The following is a 24,445-nucleotide window of genomic DNA, read 5'->3' as shown; positions in this document are numbered from 1 at the left end:
CGCCTCGCCACCGGCGGTGCCCTGAGTCGGCGGCCAGCGCCGGGTGCCTGCGCCGGCGGCCCGGACCGGCGGTCGCGCGCCCGGTCGTCGTAGGCTCGTGGCACGGCGGGTGATGGGCGGTGGCCCGTGGACGGAGGGTGCGGATGCGATCGCTCGGCGACGTGGCGAGAGCCCTGTACGGGGTGACCCCGGCCGAATTCCTCGACGCACGCGGTGCGGAGGCGGCCGCCGCCCTCGATCAGGGTGATCGCACGCTGGCCACGCGCATCCGGAGCCTGCGCAAACCCACGGTGGCGGCGTGGGCCGTGAACGCCCTGGTGCGCGAACGCCCCGACGAGGTGGACGCCCTGCTGCACCTCGGCGAGCGGATGCGCGAGGCCACCGCCGACCTCGACCGCGAGGCACTGCAGACCCTCGGCCGCGAACGGCAACGACTCCTGTCCGGCATCGCGCGGGCCGCCCGGGAGGTGGGCGACGAGGTGGAGGTGGCCGTCTCCGAAGCCGCCGCGACCGCGGTGCAGACCACCTTCCAGGCCGCGGTCTCCGACCCCTCGGCCGCCGCCGCCGTGCGCAGCGGACTGCTCGTGCGCACCCTGGCGGCCGACGGTATCGACCCGGCGGAACTGGCCGGCTCGATGGCGATCGCCGTCGCCGCCCTGCCGCCGCTCGGCTCCGGCGGCTCCGACGGCTCCGGCGCGGGCGACACCGACGGGAGCTCCGGATCGGCCGACCGAAGCCGCACGAAACGGGGCGCGGGATCGACGTCGGCACCCACCCGGCCGGGCGCCGACGACCGAGCCCGGGAGCGGGCCCGGGAACGCGAGCAGGAGCGGGAACGCGCGCGCGAAGCGGCCCGGCGCGAGGCCGAGGACGCTCAGCAGCAGGCCGACGCCGCCGCGGCCGAGCTCGCCGGCCTCGAGGCGCGCATCCGGGACAACCACGACGACCACGAGCGCCTCACGGGCGACCTGCGCCGCCTCCGCCGCGAGCTCGACGAGCTGCAGGACGCGGTCACCGAGGCCAAGACCGCCGGAGCCGCCCTGCGCCGTGAGCGTCAGGCCGCCGTGCGCGCCTCCGACGCCGCCCGTCGCGCCGCCACCCGCGCCCGCCAGTCCCTCGACCGCCTCCCCTGAACCCCTCCCCCTCCTCGCGAGCGGGGGGGGGTTAGACCGCTAGGAGGGCGGCGATGAGCACGAGGATGGGCACCGAGCCGATCGTGGTGAGCAGCACGGTGTCGCGCGCGAGCACCACGCCGCGCTGGTAGCGCGAGGCGAAGTTGTAGATGTTCTGGGCGGTCGGCAGCGCCGCGAGCGCCACCACGCCGAACACGTCCTCGGCCGGCAGCACGAACACGAAGCGGGCCAGCAGGTACGCCACGAGCGGCATCACCGCGAGCTTGATCGCGGTCGCCACCACGATGTCGATCCGTCCGCTCCCGGCCTGCAGGGGCCGCTGACCCACGAGCGACATGCCGAACGCCAGCAGCACGAGCGGCACCGCGGCACCGCCGATCAGCTCGAACGGCGCCATCACCGGATCGGGCACCGTGACGCCCAGCAGGGCGATCACGAGCCCCGTCAGGGAGGCGATGATCATCGGATTGCGCAACGGCTGGCTCAGGATCGACCCCACGGAGGCCTTGCCGTGCGTCGAGATGTCGAGCGTCGTCAGCACGATCGGCGCCAGCACCACCAGTTGCAGCAGCAGCACCGGCACCACGAGCTGCGGGTTGCCGAGCACATAGCTGGCCACCGGGAGCCCGATGTTGTTCGCGTTGACGTAGGCCGAGGCCGCCGCGCCCACCGTGGTGTCGGCCACCCCGCGCCGGAACCAGATGCGCGAGACCAGCACGAACAGCCCGACCGACACCACCACCGAGCACAGGGTCACCAGCATCGGCGCCGAGAACACCACCGAGGGATGCGAGCGGGCCAGCACCGTGAACAGCAGGGCCGGCGTCGCCACGAAGAACGCCACCCGGTTCAGCACCAGCCGCGCATCCGGAGGCAGGAGCCCGGTGCGCTGCACCACGTACCCCACCAGGATGACGAACCCGATGATGCCGAACCCGATCAGCACCCCGAGCATCCGCACCCCCTCGGCAGCACGGGCGTGCCGCGCAGGGTCATCGGGTGAGAGCGGCGCTCATCGCCCGCTCCAGGAACGGCTGCAGCGTGAACGCGAAGGTGCGCGTGAGGTGGTCGGGATCGCGGTACACGTTGGCGCCGCCGACGACCGCCGAGCACTCGGTGGCCGTGCAGTAGGTGTCGCTGAAGTCGAGGAGCGTCACGTCCAGACCCTCCGCCTGGGCGGCCGTGGCGGCGCGGGCGATCGGATCCGACTCGGCGAGCCCCTCCGCGCGCGGCTCGGTGCAGTCGGCGGCGTCCGAGATGCGCAGGCACTTGTTCGGGTCGTCCTCCCACGCGGGGTTGTCGACCACCGTCACGATCGGGGTCCCGGCGTCGAGCACCTGGGCCCAGGCCGCGCTGTAGCCCTGGGCCGCGGCATCCTCGTCGTCGGGCGTTCCCGGCACGTCCCGGTCGGTCAGCGCCGCGGTGAACACGGCGTCGAAGGGCTCGTGCGCGGCGAGCTCGGCGGTCAGCGAGGCGCGCCAGGTGTCGCACGACACCGCGAAGGCGTCGCGCGCGGCGAGCGGCGCGGTCGTCCACGGGCAGCCGCCCTTGAGGTAGGTCGTGAGGTGCCAGCCGTTCTGCTCGGCCATCGCGATGAACGGATCCATCAGCGCGTAGGCGTGGCTGTCGCCGATCAGCGCGATCTGCGGAGCATCCGCCTCCTCGCTGCCGAACCCGCAGTCGCGCACACTGGCGTCGTTCAGGGTCGACAGGCACTCCGGATGCTCGGGGCGGTCGGCGTTGCCGAACCCGGGACTCGGGATGATCTCCCCGGCGAGCGCGGGGTTCACGCAGAGCGGGTCGATCGGTGCGAGCCCGTCGGTCGGTCCGGAGGCGGCGCCGAAGCAGGCCGGCGGATCCGCGAGCGTCGAGGCCAGCTGGCTCGCCTCGGCGTCGTACTTGGGCTGCTGCACGGCCCAGGCGGTGCCGACGAACAGCGTCGAGACGGCCATCGCGGCGACCACAGCCAGCAGGGTCGTGCGGGGCCGGCGCACGGTGAAGAAGCGCCACTGGCGCGCGGGGTCTTCGATGAAGCGCTTGGTGAGCCAGGCGATCACGAAGCAGAACGCGAACAGCGCCAGGCGGTGCGCCGTGGAGAGCCCCCAGCCCGGGATGTAGGGCGCGATCACGATCAGCGGCCAGTGCCAGAGGTAGAGCGAGTACGAGATGTCACCGACGAAGCTCACCGGGCGCACGCTCAGCACCCGGCCCGCGTCCCACGGCTTCTCCCGGTGGTGCGCCACGATGATGGCGGCGGTACCGAGCACCGGGATGGCGGCCATGTAGCCCGGGAACGGCGTCGAGGCGGTGAAGAAGTAGCCGCAGGCCAGCACGACGACGATGCCGCCGTAGCCGAGCAGGTTCGATTGCCAGGCCCGCACCGGCCGCAACCGCGGCAGCAGCGCGAGAGCACCGCCCACCGCGAACTCCCACACCCGGGTGTAGGTCACGAAGTAGGCGGCGGCCGGGTCGGTGGCGGTGAACACGATCGACAGCACGAACGACACCACGCCCACGATCGCGAGCACGGCGATCAGGCCGACCCACTTGCGCTTTCGCAGCACACGGACGGCGAAGACGGATGCCCCGAGCAGCAGCACCGGCCAGAAGAGGTAGAACTGCTCCTCCAGCGACAGCGACCAGTAGTGCTGCACGAGGCTGGCCTCGTTGGCGGCGGCGAGGTAGTCGACCGAGTTGGCCGCCAGCACCCAGTTCTCGACGTAGAAGGTGGAGGCGAGGATCTCGCGCACGTTCTCGGTGAGCGCCGAGAGCGGCATGATGAACAGCGTCGCGAGGCTGGCGAAGACCAGCACGACCAGCGCGGCCGGCAGGAGTCGCCGGGCGCGCTTGGCGTAGAAGCTCGGCAGCGCGATGCGGTCGGTGCGCTCGAGCTGGCGGGTGAGCTGCTGCGTGATCAGAAAGCCCGAGATCACGAAGAACACGTCCACGCCGATGTAGCCGCCGGTGAGCCGGCCGGGCCAGAAGTGGTAGACGACCACCAGCAGCACGGCGATCGCGCGGAGGCCCTGCAGGTGCGGGAGGAAGTGGTCGGGCCGGGCCGCCTTGCTCGTGGTCGGCGCCGCCGTCTGCTTCTCCATCGGCTCCATGGTACCCGGGGGATCCCGGGAGCTCCGGCCGGGCCGCGCGGGCCCGGCCGGAGCGGTGGCGCGGCCTACCGCGTGAGCTTGGTCTGCAGGTGTGCCCGCAGCAGCTCGATCATGGCATCGGAGATCGTGTTGGCACCGCCGAGCACCACGATGCGCGTGGGGGCGATGCGGTCGAGTTCGGTGCCGACCACGGTCGGGATCGCATCCTTGGTGACCAGCAGCACGGGGGACTGACCCTTGATCGCCGCAGCGGAGCCGGAGAGGGCATCCGGGAACACCGCCCCCGAGGCCACGTACACCGTGCGCGTGCCCGGAACCGGGAACGCGCTGGCCGAGACGGCGGCCGAGACGTCGAAGCGGTCGGCGCCCGCGATGCGCGTGGTCGGCGCGATCGCCTTCAGCGATGTCTCGACCGTGGCCGCGAGGCTGTTCGTGCCGCCCAGCATCACGATCTTGGCGGGTGCGATGCGCGCCAGCTCGGCCGCCACGACCGCGGGGAGCACGTCCTTCGACGCCAGCAGCACGGGGCCGCCCCTGAGGCCGGCCGCGGCGGAACCGGACAGCGCATCCGGGAACACCTCGCCGGACGCGACGTAGGCGACCGGCACTCCGGGATCGGTCGCGCCGCTGTAGGTGGCTTGGGAGATGCCCGCGGACACGGCATAGCGGTCGATGCCGCCGATGCGCGAGACGGCGCCGGCGGGTGCGTAGCCCTGCAGCGCCGCCTCGACGGAGGGGTCGATGGTGTTCGGGCCGCCGATCACGACGATCTTCTGCGGCTTCAGCCGCGTGAGCTCGAGACCCACGACATCGGAGATCGCGCCCTTGGAGACCAGCAGCACCGGGCCGCCCTTCGCCCCGGCCGACGCCGAGGCCGAGAGCGCATCCGGGAACACCTCGCCCGACGCGATGTAGACGACGGGCACGTTCGGCGCGAATTTCGCGGCCGAGACGTTGGCCGAGACGGCGTAGCGGTCGGCACCGCCGATGCGCTCGACCGTGCCGGTGACGGTGAGCGTGACCGTGGCGTTCGCGCTCACGCAGCCGATCACGGGCAGGGCGATGCAGTAGGTGAAGACATCGACCCCCAGGTAGCCGGCGGCGGGCGTGTAGGTGAAGGCCCCTCCGGCTCCGATCGTGCCGAGCGTGCCGTGCGCGGGGGCACCCTGCACCTGCACGAGAGCCGAGACGTCGAGGCCGAGGTCGTTCGCCAGCACGCCGAGACCGGCGGCCGTGGTGAAGACCGAATCGGCGCCCACCGAATAGGCGTCGTTCGCGGCGGTGGGGGTCTCCGCGTGCGCGGCGGAGGGGACGAGCACGAGACCGGCTGCGACGGCCGCGGCCGTCGCGATCGTCGCGGCACGGGAGCGGAACCCGGGGGCGGATCGGCGTGGGGCATGAAGCATGATCGATCTCCTTCGAACGTGGTAGGTGAGACTTGCTCATTAACAATGCACCCCGGCCGCCGGATGCGCTAGGGCCAAATGGGCGCCGGGAATCTGCGCGGGGATCGGGACAAGACGCACGAGAACACCGCACAGGTCAAAGAAGCGCGAATCCCTTGCACCTAGCCTGGAAGGGACGACCGATTGGAGGTTCCACCATGTCCGCACACCCCCGCACCAGCACTCACGCCGCCCGCGCCGAGTCCATCATCGGAGAACCCGAGGTCGTCGAAGACGCTGCCGCGATCGCCGGTGCCGTGGAAGAGTCGCCGCACTGGCTCGCCCTCAAAGGCGCCGTCGCCGCCCTCCAGCCCCTCCAGGTGAAAGACGGCTCGGTTCCCGACCCCGTCGACCACCCGGCCGCCCGCGAGCACGTCGCCACGATCGCCGCGGCCGTCCGCGCCCTCGCCCCACGCTTCCCGCACGACCGCGACTACCTCGACGCCGTGCGCGACGACCTCGCGCGCTGGGCCGACGGCGACTTCGGCATCCCCGACTTCCTGGCCTCGCTCGTGGCCTTCCACCCCGAGTCGCACCGCGCCGACGGGATGCAGCACCTCGTGCTGTTCCCGATGTACACCCAGAACGGCAGCACCGACCGGCACGTCGAGGCGGTGCTGGTGGAGGTCATCTGGCCCGACTTCATCGCGGGCCTGGAGGCCGGCGACTATTCGAACGCGCTCTTCGTGCCCATCCGCTTCCTCGACTTCACCGCCGGCTACGACACCAACTCCGCCGTGCTGTTCCCCGAGTCGGTGGCCACCTCCAGCATCCCGGCCTACACCTGGGGCGCCATCTTCGCCGACCGCGAGGCGGCGCGGTTCCGCCGCGTGCTGCGGGAGGCGGCATCCGTCACCCGCCTCGAGTTGCCCGACGACGCGGTGCGCCTGCTGGAGAGCCAGCAACTCACCGAGCGCACCTTCGTGATGTGGGATCTCATCCACGACCGCACGCACATGCGCGGCGACCTGCCGTTCGACCCGTTCATGATCAAGCAGCGGATGCCCTACTTCCTGTACTCGCTCGAAGAGCTGCGCTGCGACCTCACGGCGTTCCGCGAGGCCGTGCGCATCGAGCGCCGGCTGAGCACCCCGGATGCTCCAGGTGGGGCGGATGCTCCTGGTGGGGCGGATGCCACGCCCGGCAGCGACCCGGAGCGCACCCCGGCCGACGCCGAGCTGCTCGACCACGCGAAGCTCGTGCAGTACGCGGTGCTGTTCGACCGCATCTTCCGCTTCGCGATCACCGGATCGCGCGTGCGCAACTACGACGGCCTCGGCGGTCAGCTGCTGTTCGCCTGGCTGCACCAGCGCGGCGTGCTGCACTGGACCGACACCAAGCTGCGCATCGACTGGCCCGAGGTGGCGGACGCCGTGCTCGCGCTGAGCGACGCCATCGACGAGCTGTACTGGCGCTCGATCGACCGCCCGAAGACCGCGCACTGGCTGGCCGCCTACGCGCTGGTGACGAGCACGGTCACGCCGAACCCCGCGAGCGTGTGGGCCCGCGGAGTCGACGCGCTGCCGCTGGACGGGCCGCCGCGCGGGCTCACCGACGCCGTGCTCGACGACGAGTTCCCGCTCTCGATGTTCTACGAGGCGCTGGAGAAGAAGATGCGCCCCGTGATCGAGTCCACCGCCGGGATCACCGGCCGTGACTGACGTGAGCGCCGGCGGCGCGGGGGCGGGCAATGCGGGGGCGGGCGGCGCGGGGGCGGGCGGTGTGGATGCCCGCGGCGGAACGGATGCGGCGGCGGCAGGGGCGAACTCCCCCGGCGCCCCCGGCGTCGCCGGACGCCGGATCGTGGTGGCGGGCGCGACCAGCGCCTCCGGAACGGCGGTCTGCGCGGCCCTGCGCACAGCCGGTGCCGAGGTGGTGACCGTCGGTTCGGACGCCGGCCGCCTGGCCGCCCTCGAGCTCCAGGCGCCGGGCATCGTGCCGGAGGTGTGCGACCTCGCCGACAGTGCCGCGGTCGACGCCCTGGCCGCTCGGCTCGGAGACGGCGGCCGCGGGGTCGACGGCCTCGTGCATCTGGTCGGCGGCTGGGTCGGCGGCACCGGCATCCCGGGCCAGAGCGACGAGGGCTGGGAGGCGATGGAACGCTCGTTCCGCACGCTGCGCAACACCACCCGCGCGTTCTACCCGGCCCTTCTGGCGGCGCCGGCGGGCCGGGTGGCGTTCGTCTCCTCGGTCTCGGTCGAGGCGCCCACGGCATCCGGAGCCAGCTACACCGCGGCCAAGGCGGCCTCCGAATCGTGGATGCGCTCGGTCGCCGACGGCTTCCGCCGCGCCGCTCCGAGCGACGACGCGCCCCCACAGGCCGCCGCCACGATCTTCGTCGTGAAGGCCCTGGTCGACGAGCGGATGCGCGCGGACTCCCCCGAGAAGACCTTTCCGGGCTTCACCGACGTGAGCGCCCTCGCCACCGCCGTGCTGGGCCTCTGGCAGCGACCGGCCGCCGACCTGAACGGCGCCCGCATCCGTCTCTGACCCGCGCGAAGCATCCGTCGCCGGCCCGATGATCCTGACCCTCCCGCGCCGGATCCGGCTGACCCACCTGCATCCGCCGCGCGACGGATGGCACGGACCCCCGGCGTGAGTAGCGTTGAAGCATGAGCCGCACCGACGAGTGGATGCGCCCGCGCCCCGACGGCGCCGGCTACCGGCGCGATGCCATCGTGGCCGCGGTGCTCACGGTCGCGGCCTTCGGCAGCACGATGCTCTACGCCGGTGCCTACAACACGGGCCACGCCCCCTGGCCGCTCGCGCTGGGCTGGTCGGTGCTGATGGCGGGCTCGTTGGCGTTCCGCCGGCGCCTCCCCGAGATCGTCGCGCTCGTCATCTCCGTCACCTTCGTCGTCGGCCAGTACTCCGGCATCACCGAGACGCTGTTCGCCAACATCTGCCTCTTCCTCGCCCTGTACTCGGTGGGCGCCTGGGGCCGGAACCGGATGCTCGCCACGGCCGAGCGCATCGTGATCGGCACCGGCATGGTGCTGTGGCTGATCGGCGTGCTGATCTATCAGGCGCTCAACCCGGCGAACGGGCCGGAGGTGTCGCACGAGGGCCCGCTGTCGCAGTTCATGGCGCTCGGGCTGATCTCGCTGCTCATCAACGTGCTCTACTTCGGCGCCTCCTTCGTGTTCGGCAACGCCTCGTGGAACTCGGCCCGGCAGCGCGAGGCCCTGATCGAACGCACCCGCGAGCTCGAGCTGCAGCGCGAGGTGAGCGGCCGCCAGGCCGTGGCCCTCGAGCGGGTGCGGATCGCGCGCGAACTGCACGACGTGGTGGCGCACCACGTGTCGGTGATGGGGCTGCAGGCCGGGGCGGCCCGGCGGATGCTCGCGAAGGCCATGCCCGAGGGAGCGGCCGACCCGCGCATCCGCGAGTCACTGGAGGCCGTGGAGTCGAACGCGCGCGATGCCGTCGACGAGCTGCACCGGATGCTCGGCGCCCTGCGCGAGGGCGACGGCGACGGCGACGGAGTCGGCGAGCGCACCCGCGACGGTGCCGACGCCGCCGTGTCGGAGCCGGCCGGCGCCGCCTCCACCCGCGGGATCGCGCAGCTCGACGAACTCGTGGCCTCCGCCCGGGCGGCCGGGCTCCCGGTGGAGTTCTCCACCATCGGGCAGCCGCTGCCCGTTCCGCCGGTGATCGGGCTCAGCGTGTACCGGATCAGCCAGGAGGCGCTCACGAACGTGCGCAAGCACGGTGGCCCGCGCGCCTCGGCCGATCTGCGGCTGCGCTACCTCGACTCGGGCATCGAAGTGGAGATCAGCGACACCGGAGTGGGCTCCGCGGCAGCCGGCCGCACCTCGGGCGCGGGCGGCGGAGGCCTCGGCCAGGTCGGCATGCGCGAGCGGGTTGCCGCCGTGGGCGGCGAGATCGAGCTGGGCCCGAAGTCCCGCGGCGGCTACCGCGTGCGGGCCCGCCTCCCCCTCGACCCCGCCGTGCGCCGGCGGCCGGACCACGGAGATCGAGCATGACCGACGACACCGATACCGACGACTCCGGCGCCGCCCTCGGCAGCACCACCGGCAGCGCCACCATCCGGGTGGTGCTGGCCGACGACCAAGACCTCGTGCGGGTGGGGCTGCGCATCATCCTGGAGTCCGAAGACGGCATCGAGGTGGTGGGCGAGGCGGCCACCGGGCGGCAGGCGGTCGAGCTGGTGACCCGGCTGGCCCCCGACGTGGTCTGCATGGACGTGCAGATGCCCGAGCTCGACGGCCTCGCCGCCACCCGCGAACTGATCGCCGCCGGAGTGCGCACCGGCATCCTCGTGCTCACCACCTTCGACCGCGACGACTACCTCTTCGAGGCGCTCTCGGCCGGGGCGAGCGGCTTCGTGCTGAAGAACTCCTCGCCCGAAGACCTCGTGGCGGCGGTGCAGGTGGTGGCGCGGGGCGATGCGCTGCTGTCGCCGGATGTGACGCGGCGGGTGATCGAGCGGTTCGTCGCGTCGGGCGCCGGGTCCGGGGCATCCGGAACCTCCGGATCGCCCGGATCACCCGGGCCGGGGGCATCCGGAGCCGGAGCCGGAGCCGCCGGGGGCGGATCGCGCCGCGCGGCCTCGGCGGCGCTCGACGACCTCACCGAACGCGAGCGCGAGGTGCTGCAGCTGCTGGCCGCCGGCCGCTCGAACGCCGAGATCGCGACGGAGCTGTACGTGGGCGAGGCCACGGTGAAGACGCACGTGTCGAAGATCCTGCAGAAGCTCGGCCTCCGCGACCGCATCCAGGCCGTCGTGTTCGCCTACGAGAACGGCGTGGCAGTCCCGGGCCGAGGCTGAGACGACGTCGACCCGTCAGTTGGTCCCGTTCTGGCAGGTGGATAACGGGACGGACTGACGGGTCGACGGGGGCTCGGGGAGCTACTTCTTCTTGACGTTGGAAACCGCGTCGGAGTGGTCCTGCTTGTCGCTCTTGGCCTTCTTGTCGGCGCGCTTCTCCTTGAGGGAGCGTGCGGCAGGTTTGGCGACGGCCTTGCGCTGGGTCTTCTCGGCCATGTGATCCTCCATACGGACAGACGGAGCCACGGTGGCCCGGTGTTCGAAGGGTATGCCCCCGGTGGACCGGCCGGTGCCGATTCGCGACATTGCCAGCGAATCGGCACCCCTGCCAGGCTCGGTCCGTCGCGGCTCAGGCCTCGATCGGCTCCAGCTTCGCCATGATCGAGTCGCGCTCGGTCTCGAACTGCGGCGGCAGCATGAACGCGCGGCCGAGCTCCTCGGGCGACTCGTCGCAGTCCCAGCCGCCCTCGTTGTGCGTCACGGCGAGCTCGAACAGCGCTCCTCCGGGGGTGCGCACATAGTGCGACTTGAAGTACGTGCGGTCCTTCAGCTCGGAGATGTCGGTGTAGCCGGCGCCCTCGATGTCGAACTTGACCTCGTTCTGGTTCTCCAGCGTGTCCATGTTCCAGGCGAAGTGGTGGTACGCGCCGGCGCCGTAGCGCCAGGTGCCCTGCTCGTCGGTGCGGTTGCCGGTGAGCTCGATGAAGTTGCCGAAGGCGGCCTCGCCGACCTGGAAGCGGGCGCGGTCGCCCTCCTCCAGGATGTCGCCGGTGGCGAAGAAGGCCTCCTGGCCGAAGTCCACCATCCGGTTGTGGTCGTAGACGTGGATGCCCACGCCGTGGATTCCGTGCACCGCGTTCTCGATGCCCACGCCGTTGCCGGTGAACCCCTCGCGCGGGTCGTCGGCGTTCTCCACCAGCACGTACTCGATGCCGCAGGGGTGCGCCAGGTTGAGGCGGCGGGCACCGAAGCCGTCGGCGAAGCCGTTGTCGATGCCGTGCTCGGTGAGACGCTTCGACCAGAACTCGAGCGAGCCGACGGGCACCGAGAGCAGCACCTCGCGCGCCTGGTTGGTGCCGCGGGTGCCGTAGAGGCCGGCCTGCGCCCAGGGGAAGGTGGTGATGACGGCCGAGGGATCGCCGTTGGCGTTGGAGTAGTACAGGTGGTAGACGGGCGCGGAGCCGTCGTAGAGCACGGTCTTCTTGATGAAGCGCATCCCGAGCACCTTGGTGTGGAAGTCGACGTCTTCCTGGGCGTGGCCCACCGACAGGGTGACGTGGTGCGAGCCGGCGACGTAGGTCATGGGTGATCTCCTTTGATCAGTGCTTGTTCGGCAGTCAGATTGTCATACGATAGGACTGACTACTCATAGTAGACCGCCTGTTTCGATGCGCAAGCATGAAAATGGACGGTGACACCTCGACCCTGGAAAGGGCGTTCCGCAATGACGCTGGACTTCTCCTACACCGCACTCCCCGGCCGCGTGGCCTTCGGCCGTGACCGAGCGGCCGATCTGATCGCCTCCGAGCTCGAGCGCCTCGGTCTCGAGCGCGTGATGCTCGTGGCCGGCGAGGGCGAAGCGGCCCTGGCCGAGCGGCTCACGGCCGGGGTGCGGCATCGCATCGTGACGGTGTTCGACGGCGTGCGGATGCATGTGCCGAACGCGGTGGCGGAGAGCGCCCGCGCGGCGGCGGCCTCGGCCGGCGCCGACGGCCTGCTCTCGATCGGCGGCGGCTCCACCACCGGCACCGCCAAGATCGTCGCACTCACGTCTGGCCTCCCGATCGTGGCCGTGCCCACCACCTACGCCGGATCGGAGATGACCCCGGTCTGGGGCCTGACGACGGATGCCCGTAAGGAGACCGGTACAGACCTGCGCGTGCTGCCGGCATCCGTGGTCTACGACCCCGCTCTCACCCAGACCCTGCCCGCCGGCATGGCTGTCGCCTCGGGACTGAACGCGATGGCGCACTGCGTCGAGGCGTTCTGGGGGCCCGGCGCGAACCCCGTCACCTCGTTGCATGCCGCTGCAGGAATACGCGCCCTGGCAGCGGGCATGCGCGCTCGCGCCGGCGGAGCCGAGGGCGCGGCCGCAGCGGACGGTGAGGACTCGTTGCTGTACGGCGCCTACCTCGCCGGCAGTTCGTTCGCGGTCGCGGGATCCGGACTCCATCACAAGATCTGCCACGCGCTCGGCGGCGCCTTCGACCTGCCCCACGCGCAGACTCACGCCGTGGTGCTGCCGCACGTGCTGGCTTTCAACGCTCCGGGGCTCGGCGACTCCGACGCGCAGGCGATGGCGCGGGCCCTCGACGCCGACGACGCCGTGACCGGCCTGCGCCGGCTCTACGCCGAGATCGATGCGCCGAGCACGCTGGCCGAGCTCGGACTCACGCGTGCGCAGCTGGCGGAGGGCATCCAGATCGTGGCGGCCCGCCTGCCGATCCCGAACCCCCGGCCGGTGACGCCGGACGACGTGGCCGCCATCCTCACCGCCGCCTACGGGCCGGAGGCCTGAGCCGTGGCGACCGATGAGACGCGCGACGCCGACGGGGCCGGCCGCGCCGACGACGAGAGCGACGCGCGCGACGCGCGCGACGCCCGCGAGCAGGCGGCCCGCGAAGACGCCCTCACCGCTGAGGTGGTGGCCGGCTTCGACGGATCGGCCGACGCCCGCTCGGGCCAGGTGATGCAGAGCCTGGTGCGCCATCTGCACGCCTTCATCCGGGAGGTGCGGCTCACCCAGGCGGAGTGGGACACGGCGATCGCCTTCCTCACCCGCGCCGGGCACATCACCGACGACACCCGGCAGGAGTTCATCCTGCTCTCCGACGTGCTGGGTGCCTCGATGATGACCGTCACGGTGAACTCCCCCGCCGTCTCCACGGCCACCGAGTCGACCGTGTTCGGGCCGTTCTTCGTGCAGGACGCGCCCCTCATCCACAACGGCGACGACATCGGCGAAGACGTGAAGGGCCGCGCCTGCCACCTGCACGGGCGGGTCACCGGCACGGACGGCGAGCCGGTGGCCGGTGCGCGGGTGGAGGTCTGGGCGGCCGACGACGACGGCTTCTACGACGTGCAGTACGCCGGAGGCCCGATGTCGGGCCGGGCGCACCTGTTCACCGACGACGACGGCGGCTACGACTTCTGGACGGCGCAGCCCGCGGCCTACCCCATCCCCGACGACGGGCCGGTGGGCGATCTGCTGAAGGCCGCCGGGCGGAGCCCGATGCGGCCGGCGCACGTGCACTTCCTGGTGTCGGCGCCCGGTTACGAGACGCTCGTCACGCACCTGTTCGTGGCGGGCGACGAGTGGCTCGGCGACGATGCCGTGTTCGGCGTGCGGGAGAGCCTGATCGTGCCGTTCACCGAGCATCCGCCGGGCGAAGCCGCCCCGCACCCGCGGGCCACCGCGAGCGGCTGGAGCGAGGGCGTGTTCGACATCGTGCTGGCGCCGGGCGGTGCCTCGTGAGCGCGCCCCGCGGCGCCGTCGTGGCGGTGCACGGCCGCACCCAGGACCCGGAGTTCATCCGCGGCGTCGTCGACCGCCTCGCGATCGGCTCGTCCCTCACCGTGATCGCCCCCGCGGCGGAAGGCCGCTCCTGGTACCCGAAACCGTTCCTCGCCCCGGTGGAGGAGAACCAGCCGTTCCTCGACATCGCGCTCGACCGGGTCGACGCCTGTGTGGAGGAGGCACTGGCCACCGGCGTGCCGCTCGAGCGGATCGTGCTGCTCGGTTTCTCGCAGGGCGCCTGCCTGCTCACCCACTCGGCGCTCACCCGTCCCCGGCGCTACGCCGCCGTGATCGCGCTCACCGGCGGTTTCATCGGCCCCGTCGGCACGTCGATTCCGCGGCCCGCCGGGCTCGAGGGCATGCCGTTCGCGTTCGCCACGCACACCGACGACCCTTGGGTTCCGCTGTCCCGCACGCTGGAATCGATCGCCGTGGCCGGTTCGGCCGGAGCGAGCGCGCGCCTGCTGGTCGAGCCGGGCGACGTGCACGAGGTGACGGATGCCGCCATCCGGCTGGCCGACGAGGTGCTCGCCCCCCTCTTCCCCTAGTCCCGAGGCTCGCCCGGTGTGGCGCGGTCCGGTGGCATCCGGTCGCTCGGCCTGCGCCTCCACCGCGCGGCGGAGCGCGGCTCCGCGCGACCATCCTCGCGGCGGATGCCCTCGCCGACCGCCCCGGCCTAGCGTGGACTCAGGCCCACCAGCTCGGCCTCGGAGGGAAAGGGACATCATGCTCGACGTGCACGACATCTCCCGCTCGTTCGGCACCAGGAAGGTGCTCGACGGCGTCAGCTTCACGGTCGGCGACGGCCGGATGACCGGCTTCGTCGGCGGCAACGGAGCCGGCAAGACCACCACGATGCGCATCATCCTCGGGGTGCTCTCCAGCGACTCGGGGCACGTGGAGCTCGACGGGCGGCGGCTCACCCCCGCCGATCGCGCGCTGTTCGGCTACATGCCGGAGGAGCGCGGCCTCTACCCCAAGATGAAGGTGGCCGAGCAGATCGTCTACCTCGGCCGCCTGCACGGCATGAGCCAGGCCGCCGCCACCGCGAGCACCACCACTCTGCTCGAGCGGCTCGGCCTCGAGGAACGGGCCTCGGCGACCGTCGAGAGCCTCTCGCTCGGCAACCAGCAGCGCGCCCAGATCGCCGCCGCGCTGGTGCACGACCCGGAGGTGCTCGTGCTCGACGAGCCGTTCTCGGGCCTGGACCCGATGGCCGTCGAGGTCGTGCAGGCGGTGCTCTCCGAGCACGCCGCCAAGGGCGCGCCCGTGCTCTTCTCCTCGCACCAGCTCGACATCGTCGAGAGGCTCTGCGACGACCTCGTGGTGATCGCCGACGGCCGCATCCGGGCCGGCGGATCGCGCGAGCAGCTGCGCGAGAGCCACTCCGAACCGCGCTACGAGATCGAGCTCTCCGGCGACGCCGGCTGGGTGCGCGAGCAGCCCGGCGTGAGCGTGATCGAGCTCGACGGCCGCTACGCCCTCTTCGAGGTCGAGCACGGCAGCGTGGGCGAGCAGGCGGCTCAGTCCGTGCTGCAGCGCGCCCTCGCCGCCGGCGCCGTCAGCCGCTTCGCCCCCGTACGCCCCACCCTCGCCCAGATCTTCAAGGAGGTCGTGAAATGAGCATCGCCGCACCCCAGGCCGTCCGGCTCGTCGCCGGACGCGAGATCAGCATGCGCCTGCGCAGCAAGGCCTTCCTGATCTCCACGGGCATCCTGATGCTGGCCATCCTCGCCTCGATCATCGCCGGCGGCATCCTCAGCGCCTCGGCGTCGGCGCCCAAAGTGGCCGTGGTGTCGGAGACCTCCTCGGCGGTGTCGTCCCTCGGCACGTCGGGCGCGCTCGAGCTCACGACCGCCACCTCGGTTCAGGATGCCGAGCAGCTCGTGCGCGACGGCACCGTCGACGCGGCCGTGGTTCCCGCATCCGGCCCCCTGGGTTACGAGATCGTGGCCCTAGATGCCGCGCCCACCGGTGTGGTGCAGCTCTTGAGCGTCGCGCCGCCCGTGCAGTTGCTCGATCCGAGTTCCAACGACGGCTTCCTCACCTACCTGATCGGCATCGCGTTCGGCGTGGTGTTCTTCATGTCGGCGGTCACCTTCGGCAGCACGATCGCGCAGAGCGTGGTGGAGGAGAAGCAGACCCGCGTGGTGGAGATCCTGCTGTCGACCATCACCGCCCGGCAGCTGATGGCCGGCAAGGTGCTCGGCAACAGCATCCTGGCGTTCGGGCAGATCGCGCTGATCGCCGTGATCTCGGCGCTGGGCCTGACCATCACCGGGCAATCGGCGTTGCTCGGGGCGCTCGGGGCGGCGATCGCCTGGTTCGTGGTGTTCTTCGTGTTCGGCTTCGTGCTGATCGCCGCGCTCTACGCGGCCACGGCGGCGCTGGTGTCGCGGCAGGAGGACGTGGGCTCGGTCACCTCGCCGGTAACGATGCTCGTGATGATCCCGTACTTCTTGGTGATCTTCTTCAACTCCAACGAGAGCGTGATGGCCGTGATGTCGTACGTGCCGTTCTCGGCGCCGATCGGGATGCCGCTGCGGTTGTTCCTGGGCGACGCGCAGTGGTGGGAGCCGCTGGTGGCGCTGGCCATCCTGCTCGCCACCACGCTGCTGGTGATCGCGATCGGCTCGCGCATCTACGCGAACTCGCTGCTGCGCACCGGTACCCGCGTGAAGCTGAGCGAGGCGCTGCGCGGCTGAGCGGCACGGCACGCACGACTCGAGCGTGCTGAGGGGGGATTCGCGCGATGCGAGCGCGGATCCCCCCTCACCCGTTTGGCAGACTGGAAGGGTGAGCGAGAACAGCGTGACCACCCTGCACGACACCGGCTACCGCGGCTTCGCCTCGGACAACTACGCGGGCGCGCATCCGGAGGTGCTCGCGGCGATCGCGGCGGCCAACGGCGGCCACCAGGTCGCGTACGGCGAAGACGTCTACACGGCGGAGCTGCAGTCGGTGATCCGCGGCCACTTCGGCGACGCCGCCGAGGCCTTCCCGGTGTTCAACGGCACCGGGGCGAACGTGGTGGGCCTGCAGTCGATGCTGCCGCGCTGGGGGGCCGTCGTCTGCTCCACCACCGCACACATCCACACCGACGAGAACGCCGCCCCCGAGCGGGTCGCCGGCCTCAAGCTGCTCACCGTGCCCACGCCCGACGGCAAACTCACGCCCGAACTGATCGACGTCGAGGCCTGGGGCTGGGGCGACGAGCACCGCGCCCAGCCGCTGGTGGTCTCGATCACGCAGACCACCGAGCTCGGCACCGCCTACACGGTCGACGAGGTCGCGGCCATCGCCGACCACGCGCACTCGCTCGGCATGCGGGTGCACCTCGACGGTTCGCGCATCTCGAACGCGGCGGCGTCGCTCGGTGTGCCGCTGCGGGCGTTCACCACGGACGCCGGCGTCGACGTGCTCTCGCTCGGCGGCACCAAGAACGGCCTGCTCTACGGCGAGGCCGTCGTGGTGCTGAACCCGGCGGCGGTCGACGGCATCCCGTTCCTGCGCAAGCTCGACATGCAGCTGGCCTCGAAGATGCGCTTCGTGTCGGCCCAGCTGATGGCGCTGTACGGTTCCGACCTGTGGCTGCGCTCGGCGACGCACGCCAACGCGATGGCCGCCCGACTGCGCTCAGCGGTCGACGGCCTGCCGGGGCTCGCGTTCACGCAGGACACCCAGGCGAACGCCGTGTTCGTCACCCTCCCGGCGGGCGTGGCCGACCGCCTGCGCGAGTCGTTCCGCTTCTACGACTGGAACCCGGCCACCGGCGAGGTGCGCTGGATGTGCGCCTTCGACACGACTCCGGATGACGTCGACGCCTTCGCCGCCGCCGTGCGCCGCGAGCTCGAGGCTGTACCGGCCGACTAACCCGGGTCGCCGGGCGTACAGCCCGGTGGCTCGGAGTTGCCGCTGATGCTGAAGTCGCCGCAGGTGAGGAAGCGCGACTGGTTGAGCCCCAGCAAGAACGACGCCAGCGCGATCAGCAGCACCGCGCCGATCACGACGAAGCGGCGACCCCAGGAGATGGCATCGCCGAACTCGGGCCAGATGATGCGGGCGAGCACCCAGATCGTCGTCGGCAGCGCCAGGATGCCCACGAGGATGCCGATCGTGGTGACGATGATCGCCGCCAGGTTGCTGTCGTCCTCCCACTGCGTGAACGACAGCGCCAGCCACAGGCTCGGGATGAGCAGGGCGAGCGCCCGGCCGATCCGGGGCACCCCCCGCGGCTGGATGAGCACCACGATCAGCGCACCGGTCGCGGCCGCCCACACCGTGAGCATCTGATCGAAGAAGAAGTCGCCCCAGGCGCCGAGCGTGAAGGCGGGCCACCACACCGCCACGCTCATGCCGACCACGATCACGCCGGTGATGCGCGACGAGGCGTCGGCGCGAGCGTGCGGCGCGCGAGGGTCGGATGCTCGCGCGGCAGGTGCGGACGGCTCGGACCCTGACACGAGCCTCACGGTAGCACCGCGCGGTTCGCCGTGGCAGAGCGTGTTGCGCAATACCCCTAGGGGGTATAGCTTCGAGGCATGGACAGCGAACTGCACACCGGACGGGCACCGCACGAGCACACGGAGCGCGGCGACCACGATCACGGAGTGCACACCGCCGCCGGGCACGACCACTCCGGGCACGCCGGGCACGACCACGCGGGGCACGGCGACCACGCCGGGCAGTTCCGGCGGCTGTTCTGGGTGATGCTCGTGCTCGGGTTGCCCGTGGTGGGCTTCAGCTCGATGTTCGCGATGATCCTCGGCTATCCGCTGCCGGCCGACGGCTGGACGACGTGGATCTCCCCCGTCCTCGGCACGATCATGTTCCTGCTCGGCGGCCGTCCGTTCCTCTCCGGTGCCGCCGGTGAGCTGCGCGCCCGCCGGCCCGGCATGATGCTGCTGATCGCGCTCGCCATCACGGTCGCCTTCCTGGCCTCGTGGGGCGCGACCCTCGGCATCCTGGACCACCAGCTCGACTTCTGGTGGGAGCTCGCCCTGCTGATCGTGATCATGCTGCTCGGCCACTGGATCGAGATGCGCTCGCTCGCGCAGACCACCAGCGCACTCGACTCCCTCGCGGCGCTGCTCCCCGACGAAGCCGAGCGGATCGACGTCACGGCACCGGATGCGACGTCCCCGGCGATCACGTCGATCACCGCGGTCGCCCCGTCCGAGCTGCGGATCGGCGATCTCGTGATCGTGCGTCCCGGCGCCCGGGTGCCGGCCGACGGCGAGGTCGTCGAGGGGACGGCCGATGTCGACGAGTCGATGATCACGGGCGAGTCCGTGCCCGTGCGGCGCGGCCCGGACGACCGCGTGGTCGCGGGCACGGTGGCCACCGACACGGCACTGCGGGTGCGGATCACCGCGGTGGGCGAGGACACGGCGCTGGCCGGCATCCGTCGCCTGGTGACGCAGGCGCAGAACTCGAGTTCGCGGGCGCAGCGGATCGCCGACGTGGCGGCCGGCTGGCTGTTCTGGTTCGCGCTGGCGGCGGCGGTGATCACGGCGGTGGTCTGGACGCTGGTCGGCAGTCCCGACGACGCGGTCATCCGCACGATCACGGTGCTCGTCATCGCGTGCCCGCACGCGCTCGGCCTGGCGATCCCGCTGGTGGTGTCGATCGCCACCGAGCGCGCCGCGAAGGCCGGCATCCTGATCACCGACCGGCTCGCGCTGGAGACGATGCGCACCGTGGATACCGTGCTCTTCGACAAGACCGGCACACTCACGAGGGGCGAGCCGGCGGTCATCGCCGTGCTCGCGGCCGGAGGGCACGACGAGGCCGAGGTGCTCGCGCTGGCCGCGGCCGCGGAGGCCGACAGCGAGCATCCACTCGCCCGGGCCATCGTCGAGGCGGCGCACTCGCGCGGGCTCGCGGTGCCGGTCGCCGCCGATTTCGAGGCGTCGACGGCGGTGGGGGTCTCGGCGACCGTCGCCGGCGCGACCATCCGTGTGGGTGGCCCGCGCCTGCTCGAGCAGCGGGGGATCGCCGCGGACGCAGCTGCTCGGGCGAGCAACCCGGGCACCGCCTCTGCGCCGGAGGTCGGCCGCGGGCTCGCTGGAGTGAACGGCGTCACGGGAGATCCGGGATCACTGAGCGCCGGTGGCATCTCGGCGGCTGCAGGCGCCGGTGGCATCTCGGGGGCCGCAGGCGCCGGTGGCGTTTCGGTGGCCGGAACCGCCTCCGGCACGGCAGGGCCTGCGACCCCCGCGGTATCCGCAAGCCGTACGGTGCTGCACGTGCTACGCGACGACGCCGTGATCGGCCGGATCGAGCTGGCGGATGCCCTGCGTCCCGAGTCGAGGGCGGCGGTGGATGCCCTCCGCTCGCGGGGCGTCGAAGTCGTGATGATCACGGGCGACGCCGAGCCGGTGGCTCGTGCGGTGGCGGCCGAGCTGGGCATCGAGCGCTTCTCCGCTGGAGTGAAGCCGGGCGACAAGTCGGACAAGGTCGCCGAGCTGCAGGGCGAGGGCCGAACGGTGGCGATGGTCGGCGACGGCGTGAACGATGCCCCGGCGCTGGCCAGGGCCGACGTCGGCATCGCGATCGGTGCCGGCACCGACGTGGCCATCGCTTCGGCGGGCGTGGTGCTCGCCGGCTCGGATCCGCGTGCGGTCGCCTCGGTGATCGAGCTGTCACGCGCGAGCTACCGCAAGATGGCCCAGAACCTCTGGTGGGCCGCCGGCTACAACCTGCTCTCGGTGCCGCTCGCGGCCGGGGTGCTCGCGCCGGTCGGTTTCATCCTGCCCATGGCCGTCGGCGCCGTTCTGATGTCGCTCTCCACGATCATCGTCGCGGCGAACGCGCAGCTCCTGCGCCGTCTCGACCTCCGCCCGAGGGCGTAGCACCGCACCGGGCTGTCGCCTGAAGGAACGCGTCAGGGACCCAGATGGCTTGCCAGGATCGCATTCACGGCATCGGACACGGAGTTCGGACCACCGAGCAGCACGATGCGTGTCGGCTTGAGCCGATCGATCTCGGAAAGAACCGCCGACGGCACCGCATCGCGCGTCGTCAGCAGAACCGGCGCGCGGTTCTCGACTGCTGCCGCCGATCCGGAGAGGGCGTCGGGGAAGACTCCACCTGAGGCCACGTAGACGGTACGGGCGCCGTCACCGAAGGTGGCCGCAGACACCGCCGCCGACACATCGAACCGATCGGCCCCGGCGATGCGCGTGGTGGGTGCGATCGACCCGAGAGCACCGACCACCGCCTCGGAGACACTGTTGACGCCGCCGAGCACCACGATCGCGGCCGGATGGAGCCGACGCAGTTCGGCTCCGATCGATTCGGGAAGTGCGTCTTTCAGCGTGAGAAGGACGGGGGCCCCCTCGCGACCGGCTGCGGCCGAACCCGACAGGGCATCCGCGAAGACCAGACCCGATGCCACGTAGGCGACGGCGGGCCCTGGAGCGAAGGTCGCCGACGAGACCGCGGCCGACACCTCGAACCGGTCGGCTCCCGCAATCCGAGTCGTGGACGCGACGGCGCTCACGGTGTCGATGACGGTCTCAGAGATGGACGCCGGTCCTCCGAGCACCACGATCCGCTGCGGCTGGAGCCGGATCAGCTCCCGCAGGATCTCCGGAGGCACCGAATCCCGACCCGTGAGCAGCACCGGCCCTCCCACCGCACCCGCCGCCGCCGAGCCCGAGAGGGCATCGGGGAACACGAGCCCCGATGCCAGATAGGCGACGGGCACGCCTGGGGCGGATGAATCGGCGGACACGTCCGCCGACACCTCGAACCTGTCTGCACCCCCGATCCTGGCGACGCCACGCTGAGGTGCGACGTCGATCGTGTTGGTCGTCACCGTCGCGAGCGCCTGGCTCACGAAGACACGATGGGTTCGCCGGTCGACAGCGATGCGGGTGTCGCTGCTGACCGCCGGTGAAGCGAATTGCGGCTCGAGCGTGCCGAGCCGCAAGGCTCGCACCGCGGGGTCGCTCTTCGTGAAGGCGGCGATGTAGAGCAGACGGAGGTCGGGGTCGACCTCGAGGTTCTGGGTCGTTGAACCGACATCCGGCGAGCTCGCCACGTGGGTCCACGTCTGCGAATCGAAACTCTCCACGAAGTTGTGGCGGTCGGGAGCTTCGACCGCCACCATCACCAGCCCCCGGGCTGCGGCGATCGCCCGGGGGGTGTCGGGCGCGATGGAGGTCGTGGAGATCGTGCCGTCCGAGCGCACGGCGGAGATGCTCTGATCGTAGAAGTTCGCGAGGTAGGCGACGCCCGTCTGCTGGTCGACCTCGACATCGCTCAGCCCGTTCGGCGTCGTCATCGTCTTCACCCCGCGCGTCTTCAGATCGACCACGGCGAGGGCGTTCACGAAGGAGTGCCCCACGAAAGCGATGCCGTCCGGTGACACATCGACGTAGGAGGCTCCCATCGAACCGTCGGTAGGGATGCTCGCGACGACCCGATTGTTCGTCGGTGAGGACGGGTCGGTGTCGATCACGGAGAGGACCCCCGACGACGTCCCGCCGGCCACGACGACTTCGTTCGTGCGGGCACTGACCGCCACCTGCCGGGCTCCCACGATGGGCCCGATCGAGGCGAGATGCACCGGACTCGCCCCCGAGACATCGAACACCTCGAGAGTGGATGCGGGGTACGAGAGGATGTATGCACGCTGACGCACCGAATCGACGACCATGCCCCCACACCCCGTCGCCCCGGACAGTACGGTCGACGCCGTCTGCGTCATCGACACGGTGCGCGGTGCCACGGCGGAAGCGGTCGGGCCGCAGCTCAGCACCCCGCCCACCGCCGCCAGCGTCACAGCGAGCACCGCGAGAAGTCGGGAGGGGAACCGGTAACGGTTCTCGTGACGGCTGTTCATTATCCGAGCATATCTCATTAATTATGATTGGGAAGAAGCCTTCGCTGCTCAGCCGGACCTCAGCCGACCTCCGTAGCCTGGGGGCATGAGCCTGGCCCTTGCCGACCCATCGACCGACCTCCCATCCCCGTTCCGCATCGAAGCCGACGCCTCCCCTCTGGCCGCCGCGGCTCACCCTGCCGCCGCCGAGGGGCAGGAGTCCTCCGGCGGGTTCTCCGCCATCACCGACGGGGTCGTCGGCCTGATGGAGACCCTCGGCGCCCCGGGCGCGGGACTCGCGGTGGCCATCGAGAACCTGTTCCCGCCGATCCCGAGCGAGGTCATCCTGCCTTTGGCCGGTTTCGCGGCGAGCCGCGGCGACCTCGACCTGGTGGCGGCGATCGTGTTCACCACGATCGGCTCGCTCGTGGGCGCCCTCGCGCTCTACGGACTCGGCGCCTGGCTCGGACGCGACCGGATGCGCCGCCTCGCCGTCCACCTCCCGCTGATCGACGTGGAAGACGTCGACAAGACCGAGGCGTGGTTCCTCCGCCACGGCACGAAGGCGGTCTTCTTCGGCCGGATGCTGCCGCTGTTCCGCAGCTTCATCTCGATTCCGGCGGGCATCGAACGGATGCCGCTGTGGAAGTTCGCGCTGCTGACGACCTCGGGCAGCCTGATCTGGAACACCGCCTTCATCCTCGCCGGCTTCTGGCTGGGCGAGCAGTGGCATCTGGTCGAGCCCTACGCCGATGTGCTGCAGTGGGTCATCATCGCGGCGATCCTCGGTGCCGTGGCCTGGTTCGTCGTCGGCCGGCTGCGCCGCCGCCGGGAGCGCCAGGGGCGGCCCGAGGGTGCAGAAGGCTGACGATGGCGCGGGTGAATCGGCGATCCGGAATCGAGGAATAACAGCGCTCTGAGCGTCGTTGTCTCAAAACGGACCAGGGTCCGCTTGATCCGCTATCCGTGCCCGACGGCGTGCACACTTTCTTTCGCCTTGGGAGACATCATGACCAGCACCGCCCCCGCCCCCGCCCTCACCTCGCGCTTCGCCGAGACGAGCACGCCCATCCACCCCGCCCTCGCCGGGCGCTGGAGCCCGCGCTCCTTCGTGACGACGGAGCCGATCGACGAGACCGCCCTCACCGCCGCCCTCGAGGCGGCCCGCTGGGCGCCCTCGGCCAACAACTCGCAGCCCGCCCGTTTCATCGTGGGCCGCCGCGGTTCGGCCGTGTTCGACACCATCGTGGCGAACCTGCTCGGCTTCAACCAGGTCTGGGCCGGATCGGCCGCCGCCCTCGTCGTCGGCATCGCCGAGACCAGCGACGACGAGGGCACGCCCCGCCGCTTCGCGGAGTACGACCTCGGTCAGGCGCTGGCCCACCTCACCGTGCAGGCCCAGCTCGACGGCCTGCACGTGCACCAGATGGGCGGCATCGACGCTGCGGCCCTGTCGGCCGCGTTCGACCTCCCCGCCAACCAGGTCCCGATCACGGTGGCCGCGCTCGGCATCCTCGGCACTCCGGATGCTCTCCCCGACGAGGCGCTCCGCTCCCGCGAGACGGCCCCCCGAGCCCGTCGCCCCCTCGCCGAAATCGTCCTCGTCAGCGAGTAGCCCTGG

At 71.5% G+C, this 24,445-nt stretch carries 21 protein-coding genes; 14 read left to right on the top strand and 7 right to left on the bottom strand.

Going from position 1 to position 24,445, the window contains the following annotated elements:
* The first annotated feature begins 143 nt into the window (after positions 1–143).
* Positions 144–1,133: a hypothetical protein gene (locus ACN4JJ_RS07735; RefSeq protein ID WP_440709329.1), complete on the top strand. Its 990-nt coding sequence runs from the start codon at positions 144–146 to the stop codon at positions 1,131–1,133.
* 31 nt (positions 1,134–1,164) lie between these two features.
* Here the strand turns inward: ACN4JJ_RS07735 and ACN4JJ_RS07730 are convergent, their stop codons facing one another.
* From ACN4JJ_RS07730 to ACN4JJ_RS07720, 3 genes are all read right to left on the bottom strand, one after another.
* Complete coding sequence (locus tag ACN4JJ_RS07730) at positions 1,165–2,088, bottom strand: AEC family transporter (RefSeq protein WP_440709328.1); 924 nt, start codon at positions 2,086–2,088, stop codon at positions 1,165–1,167.
* 37 nt (positions 2,089–2,125) lie between these two features.
* Positions 2,126–4,231, bottom strand: a complete 2,106-nt coding sequence (locus ACN4JJ_RS07725) for an acyltransferase family protein (protein WP_440709327.1) — start codon at positions 4,229–4,231, stop codon at positions 2,126–2,128.
* 74 nt (positions 4,232–4,305) lie between these two features.
* Entirely contained in the window at positions 4,306–5,646 is a 1,341-nt protein-coding gene (locus ACN4JJ_RS07720) for a cell wall-binding repeat-containing protein (RefSeq protein WP_440709326.1), read from the bottom strand.
* 197 nt (positions 5,647–5,843) lie between these two features.
* Between ACN4JJ_RS07720 and ACN4JJ_RS07715 the strand changes: the two genes are divergently transcribed.
* From ACN4JJ_RS07715 to ACN4JJ_RS07700, 4 genes are all read left to right on the top strand, one after another.
* On the top strand, positions 5,844–7,346 hold the full coding sequence (locus ACN4JJ_RS07715) for a DUF6421 family protein (RefSeq protein ID WP_440709325.1): 1,503 nt from the start codon (positions 5,844–5,846) through the stop codon (positions 7,344–7,346).
* Entirely contained in the window at positions 7,339–8,175 is an 837-nt protein-coding gene (locus ACN4JJ_RS07710; protein WP_440709324.1) for an SDR family NAD(P)-dependent oxidoreductase, read from the top strand. The genes ACN4JJ_RS07715 and ACN4JJ_RS07710 overlap by 8 nt, the downstream gene beginning before the upstream one ends.
* Before the next feature lie 122 nt (positions 8,176–8,297).
* Positions 8,298–9,671, top strand: a complete 1,374-nt coding sequence (locus ACN4JJ_RS07705) for a sensor histidine kinase (protein WP_440709323.1) — start codon at positions 8,298–8,300, stop codon at positions 9,669–9,671.
* A complete protein-coding gene (locus tag ACN4JJ_RS07700) occupies positions 9,668–10,477 on the top strand; it encodes a response regulator (protein ID WP_440709322.1) in 810 nt (269 codons plus the stop codon). Before ACN4JJ_RS07705 ends, ACN4JJ_RS07700 begins: the two co-directional genes overlap by 4 nt.
* Before the next feature lie 81 nt (positions 10,478–10,558).
* On the opposite strand, the gene ACN4JJ_RS07695 is transcribed toward ACN4JJ_RS07700, so the two are convergent.
* On the bottom strand, positions 10,559–10,693 hold the full coding sequence (locus ACN4JJ_RS07695) for a hypothetical protein (RefSeq protein ID WP_440709321.1): 135 nt from the start codon (positions 10,691–10,693) through the stop codon (positions 10,559–10,561).
* A gap of 133 nt (positions 10,694–10,826) precedes the next feature.
* Positions 10,827–11,780, bottom strand: coding sequence for a VOC family protein (locus ACN4JJ_RS07690; RefSeq protein ID WP_291052931.1), 954 nt, complete (start codon positions 11,778–11,780; stop codon positions 10,827–10,829).
* Positions 11,781–11,921: 141 nt separating this feature from the next.
* On the opposite strand from ACN4JJ_RS07690, the gene ACN4JJ_RS07685 reads away from it, so the two are divergent.
* The 6 genes from ACN4JJ_RS07685 (at position 11,922) to ACN4JJ_RS07660 (ending at position 17,867) form a co-directional block, all read left to right on the top strand.
* Positions 11,922–12,995: a maleylacetate reductase gene (locus tag ACN4JJ_RS07685; RefSeq protein ID WP_440709320.1), complete on the top strand. Its 1,074-nt coding sequence runs from the start codon at positions 11,922–11,924 to the stop codon at positions 12,993–12,995.
* A 3-nt stretch (positions 12,996–12,998) separates the two neighbouring features.
* Positions 12,999–13,952 (top strand): dioxygenase family protein, encoded by a 954-nt coding sequence (locus tag ACN4JJ_RS07680; protein WP_440709319.1) that lies wholly within the window; start codon positions 12,999–13,001, stop codon positions 13,950–13,952.
* Positions 13,949–14,542 carry an alpha/beta hydrolase gene (locus ACN4JJ_RS07675; protein ID WP_440709318.1) on the top strand — a complete coding sequence of 198 codons (594 nt, stop codon included), beginning with the start codon at positions 13,949–13,951 and terminating at the stop codon, positions 14,540–14,542. Before ACN4JJ_RS07680 ends, ACN4JJ_RS07675 begins: the two co-directional genes overlap by 4 nt.
* Positions 14,543–14,720: 178 nt before the next feature.
* Positions 14,721–15,617, top strand: coding sequence for an ABC transporter ATP-binding protein (locus ACN4JJ_RS07670; protein WP_440709317.1), 897 nt, complete (start codon positions 14,721–14,723; stop codon positions 15,615–15,617).
* Complete coding sequence (locus ACN4JJ_RS07665; protein ID WP_440709316.1) at positions 15,614–16,699, top strand: ABC transporter permease; 1,086 nt, start codon at positions 15,614–15,616, stop codon at positions 16,697–16,699. The genes ACN4JJ_RS07670 and ACN4JJ_RS07665 overlap by 4 nt, the downstream gene beginning before the upstream one ends.
* A gap of 91 nt (positions 16,700–16,790) precedes the next feature.
* Positions 16,791–17,867: a threonine aldolase family protein gene (locus tag ACN4JJ_RS07660; protein WP_440709315.1), complete on the top strand. Its 1,077-nt coding sequence runs from the start codon at positions 16,791–16,793 to the stop codon at positions 17,865–17,867.
* Here ACN4JJ_RS07660 and ACN4JJ_RS07655 read toward each other — a convergent pair.
* A complete protein-coding gene (locus tag ACN4JJ_RS07655; RefSeq protein WP_440709314.1) occupies positions 17,864–18,457 on the bottom strand; it encodes a hypothetical protein in 594 nt (197 codons plus the stop codon). The two genes, ACN4JJ_RS07660 and ACN4JJ_RS07655, sit on opposite strands and share 4 nt — an antisense overlap.
* Positions 18,458–18,535: 78 nt before the next feature.
* On the opposite strand from ACN4JJ_RS07655, the gene ACN4JJ_RS07650 reads away from it, so the two are divergent.
* Positions 18,536–20,848, top strand: a complete 2,313-nt coding sequence (locus ACN4JJ_RS07650) for an HAD-IC family P-type ATPase (protein ID WP_440709313.1) — start codon at positions 18,536–18,538, stop codon at positions 20,846–20,848.
* A gap of 32 nt (positions 20,849–20,880) precedes the next feature.
* On the opposite strand, the gene ACN4JJ_RS07645 is transcribed toward ACN4JJ_RS07650, so the two are convergent.
* Entirely contained in the window at positions 20,881–22,845 is a 1,965-nt protein-coding gene (locus ACN4JJ_RS07645; protein WP_440709312.1) for a cell wall-binding repeat-containing protein, read from the bottom strand.
* 85 nt (positions 22,846–22,930) lie between these two features.
* On the opposite strand from ACN4JJ_RS07645, the gene ACN4JJ_RS07640 reads away from it, so the two are divergent.
* Both ACN4JJ_RS07640 and ACN4JJ_RS07635 read left to right on the top strand, forming a co-directional pair.
* Complete coding sequence (locus tag ACN4JJ_RS07640; RefSeq protein ID WP_440709311.1) at positions 22,931–23,692, top strand: DedA family protein; 762 nt, start codon at positions 22,931–22,933, stop codon at positions 23,690–23,692.
* Positions 23,693–23,833: 141 nt separating this feature from the next.
* Positions 23,834–24,439 (top strand): nitroreductase family protein, encoded by a 606-nt coding sequence (locus ACN4JJ_RS07635; RefSeq protein ID WP_440709310.1) that lies wholly within the window; start codon positions 23,834–23,836, stop codon positions 24,437–24,439.
* Positions 24,440–24,445: the final 6 nt, after the last annotated feature.

Source organism: Herbiconiux dendrobii (genome assembly GCF_052048175.1).
Lineage (GTDB): Bacteria > Actinomycetota > Actinomycetes > Actinomycetales > Microbacteriaceae > Herbiconiux.
Note: the sequence above shows the minus strand (reverse complement) of the source record. Positions and strands in the feature narration are given on the sequence as shown.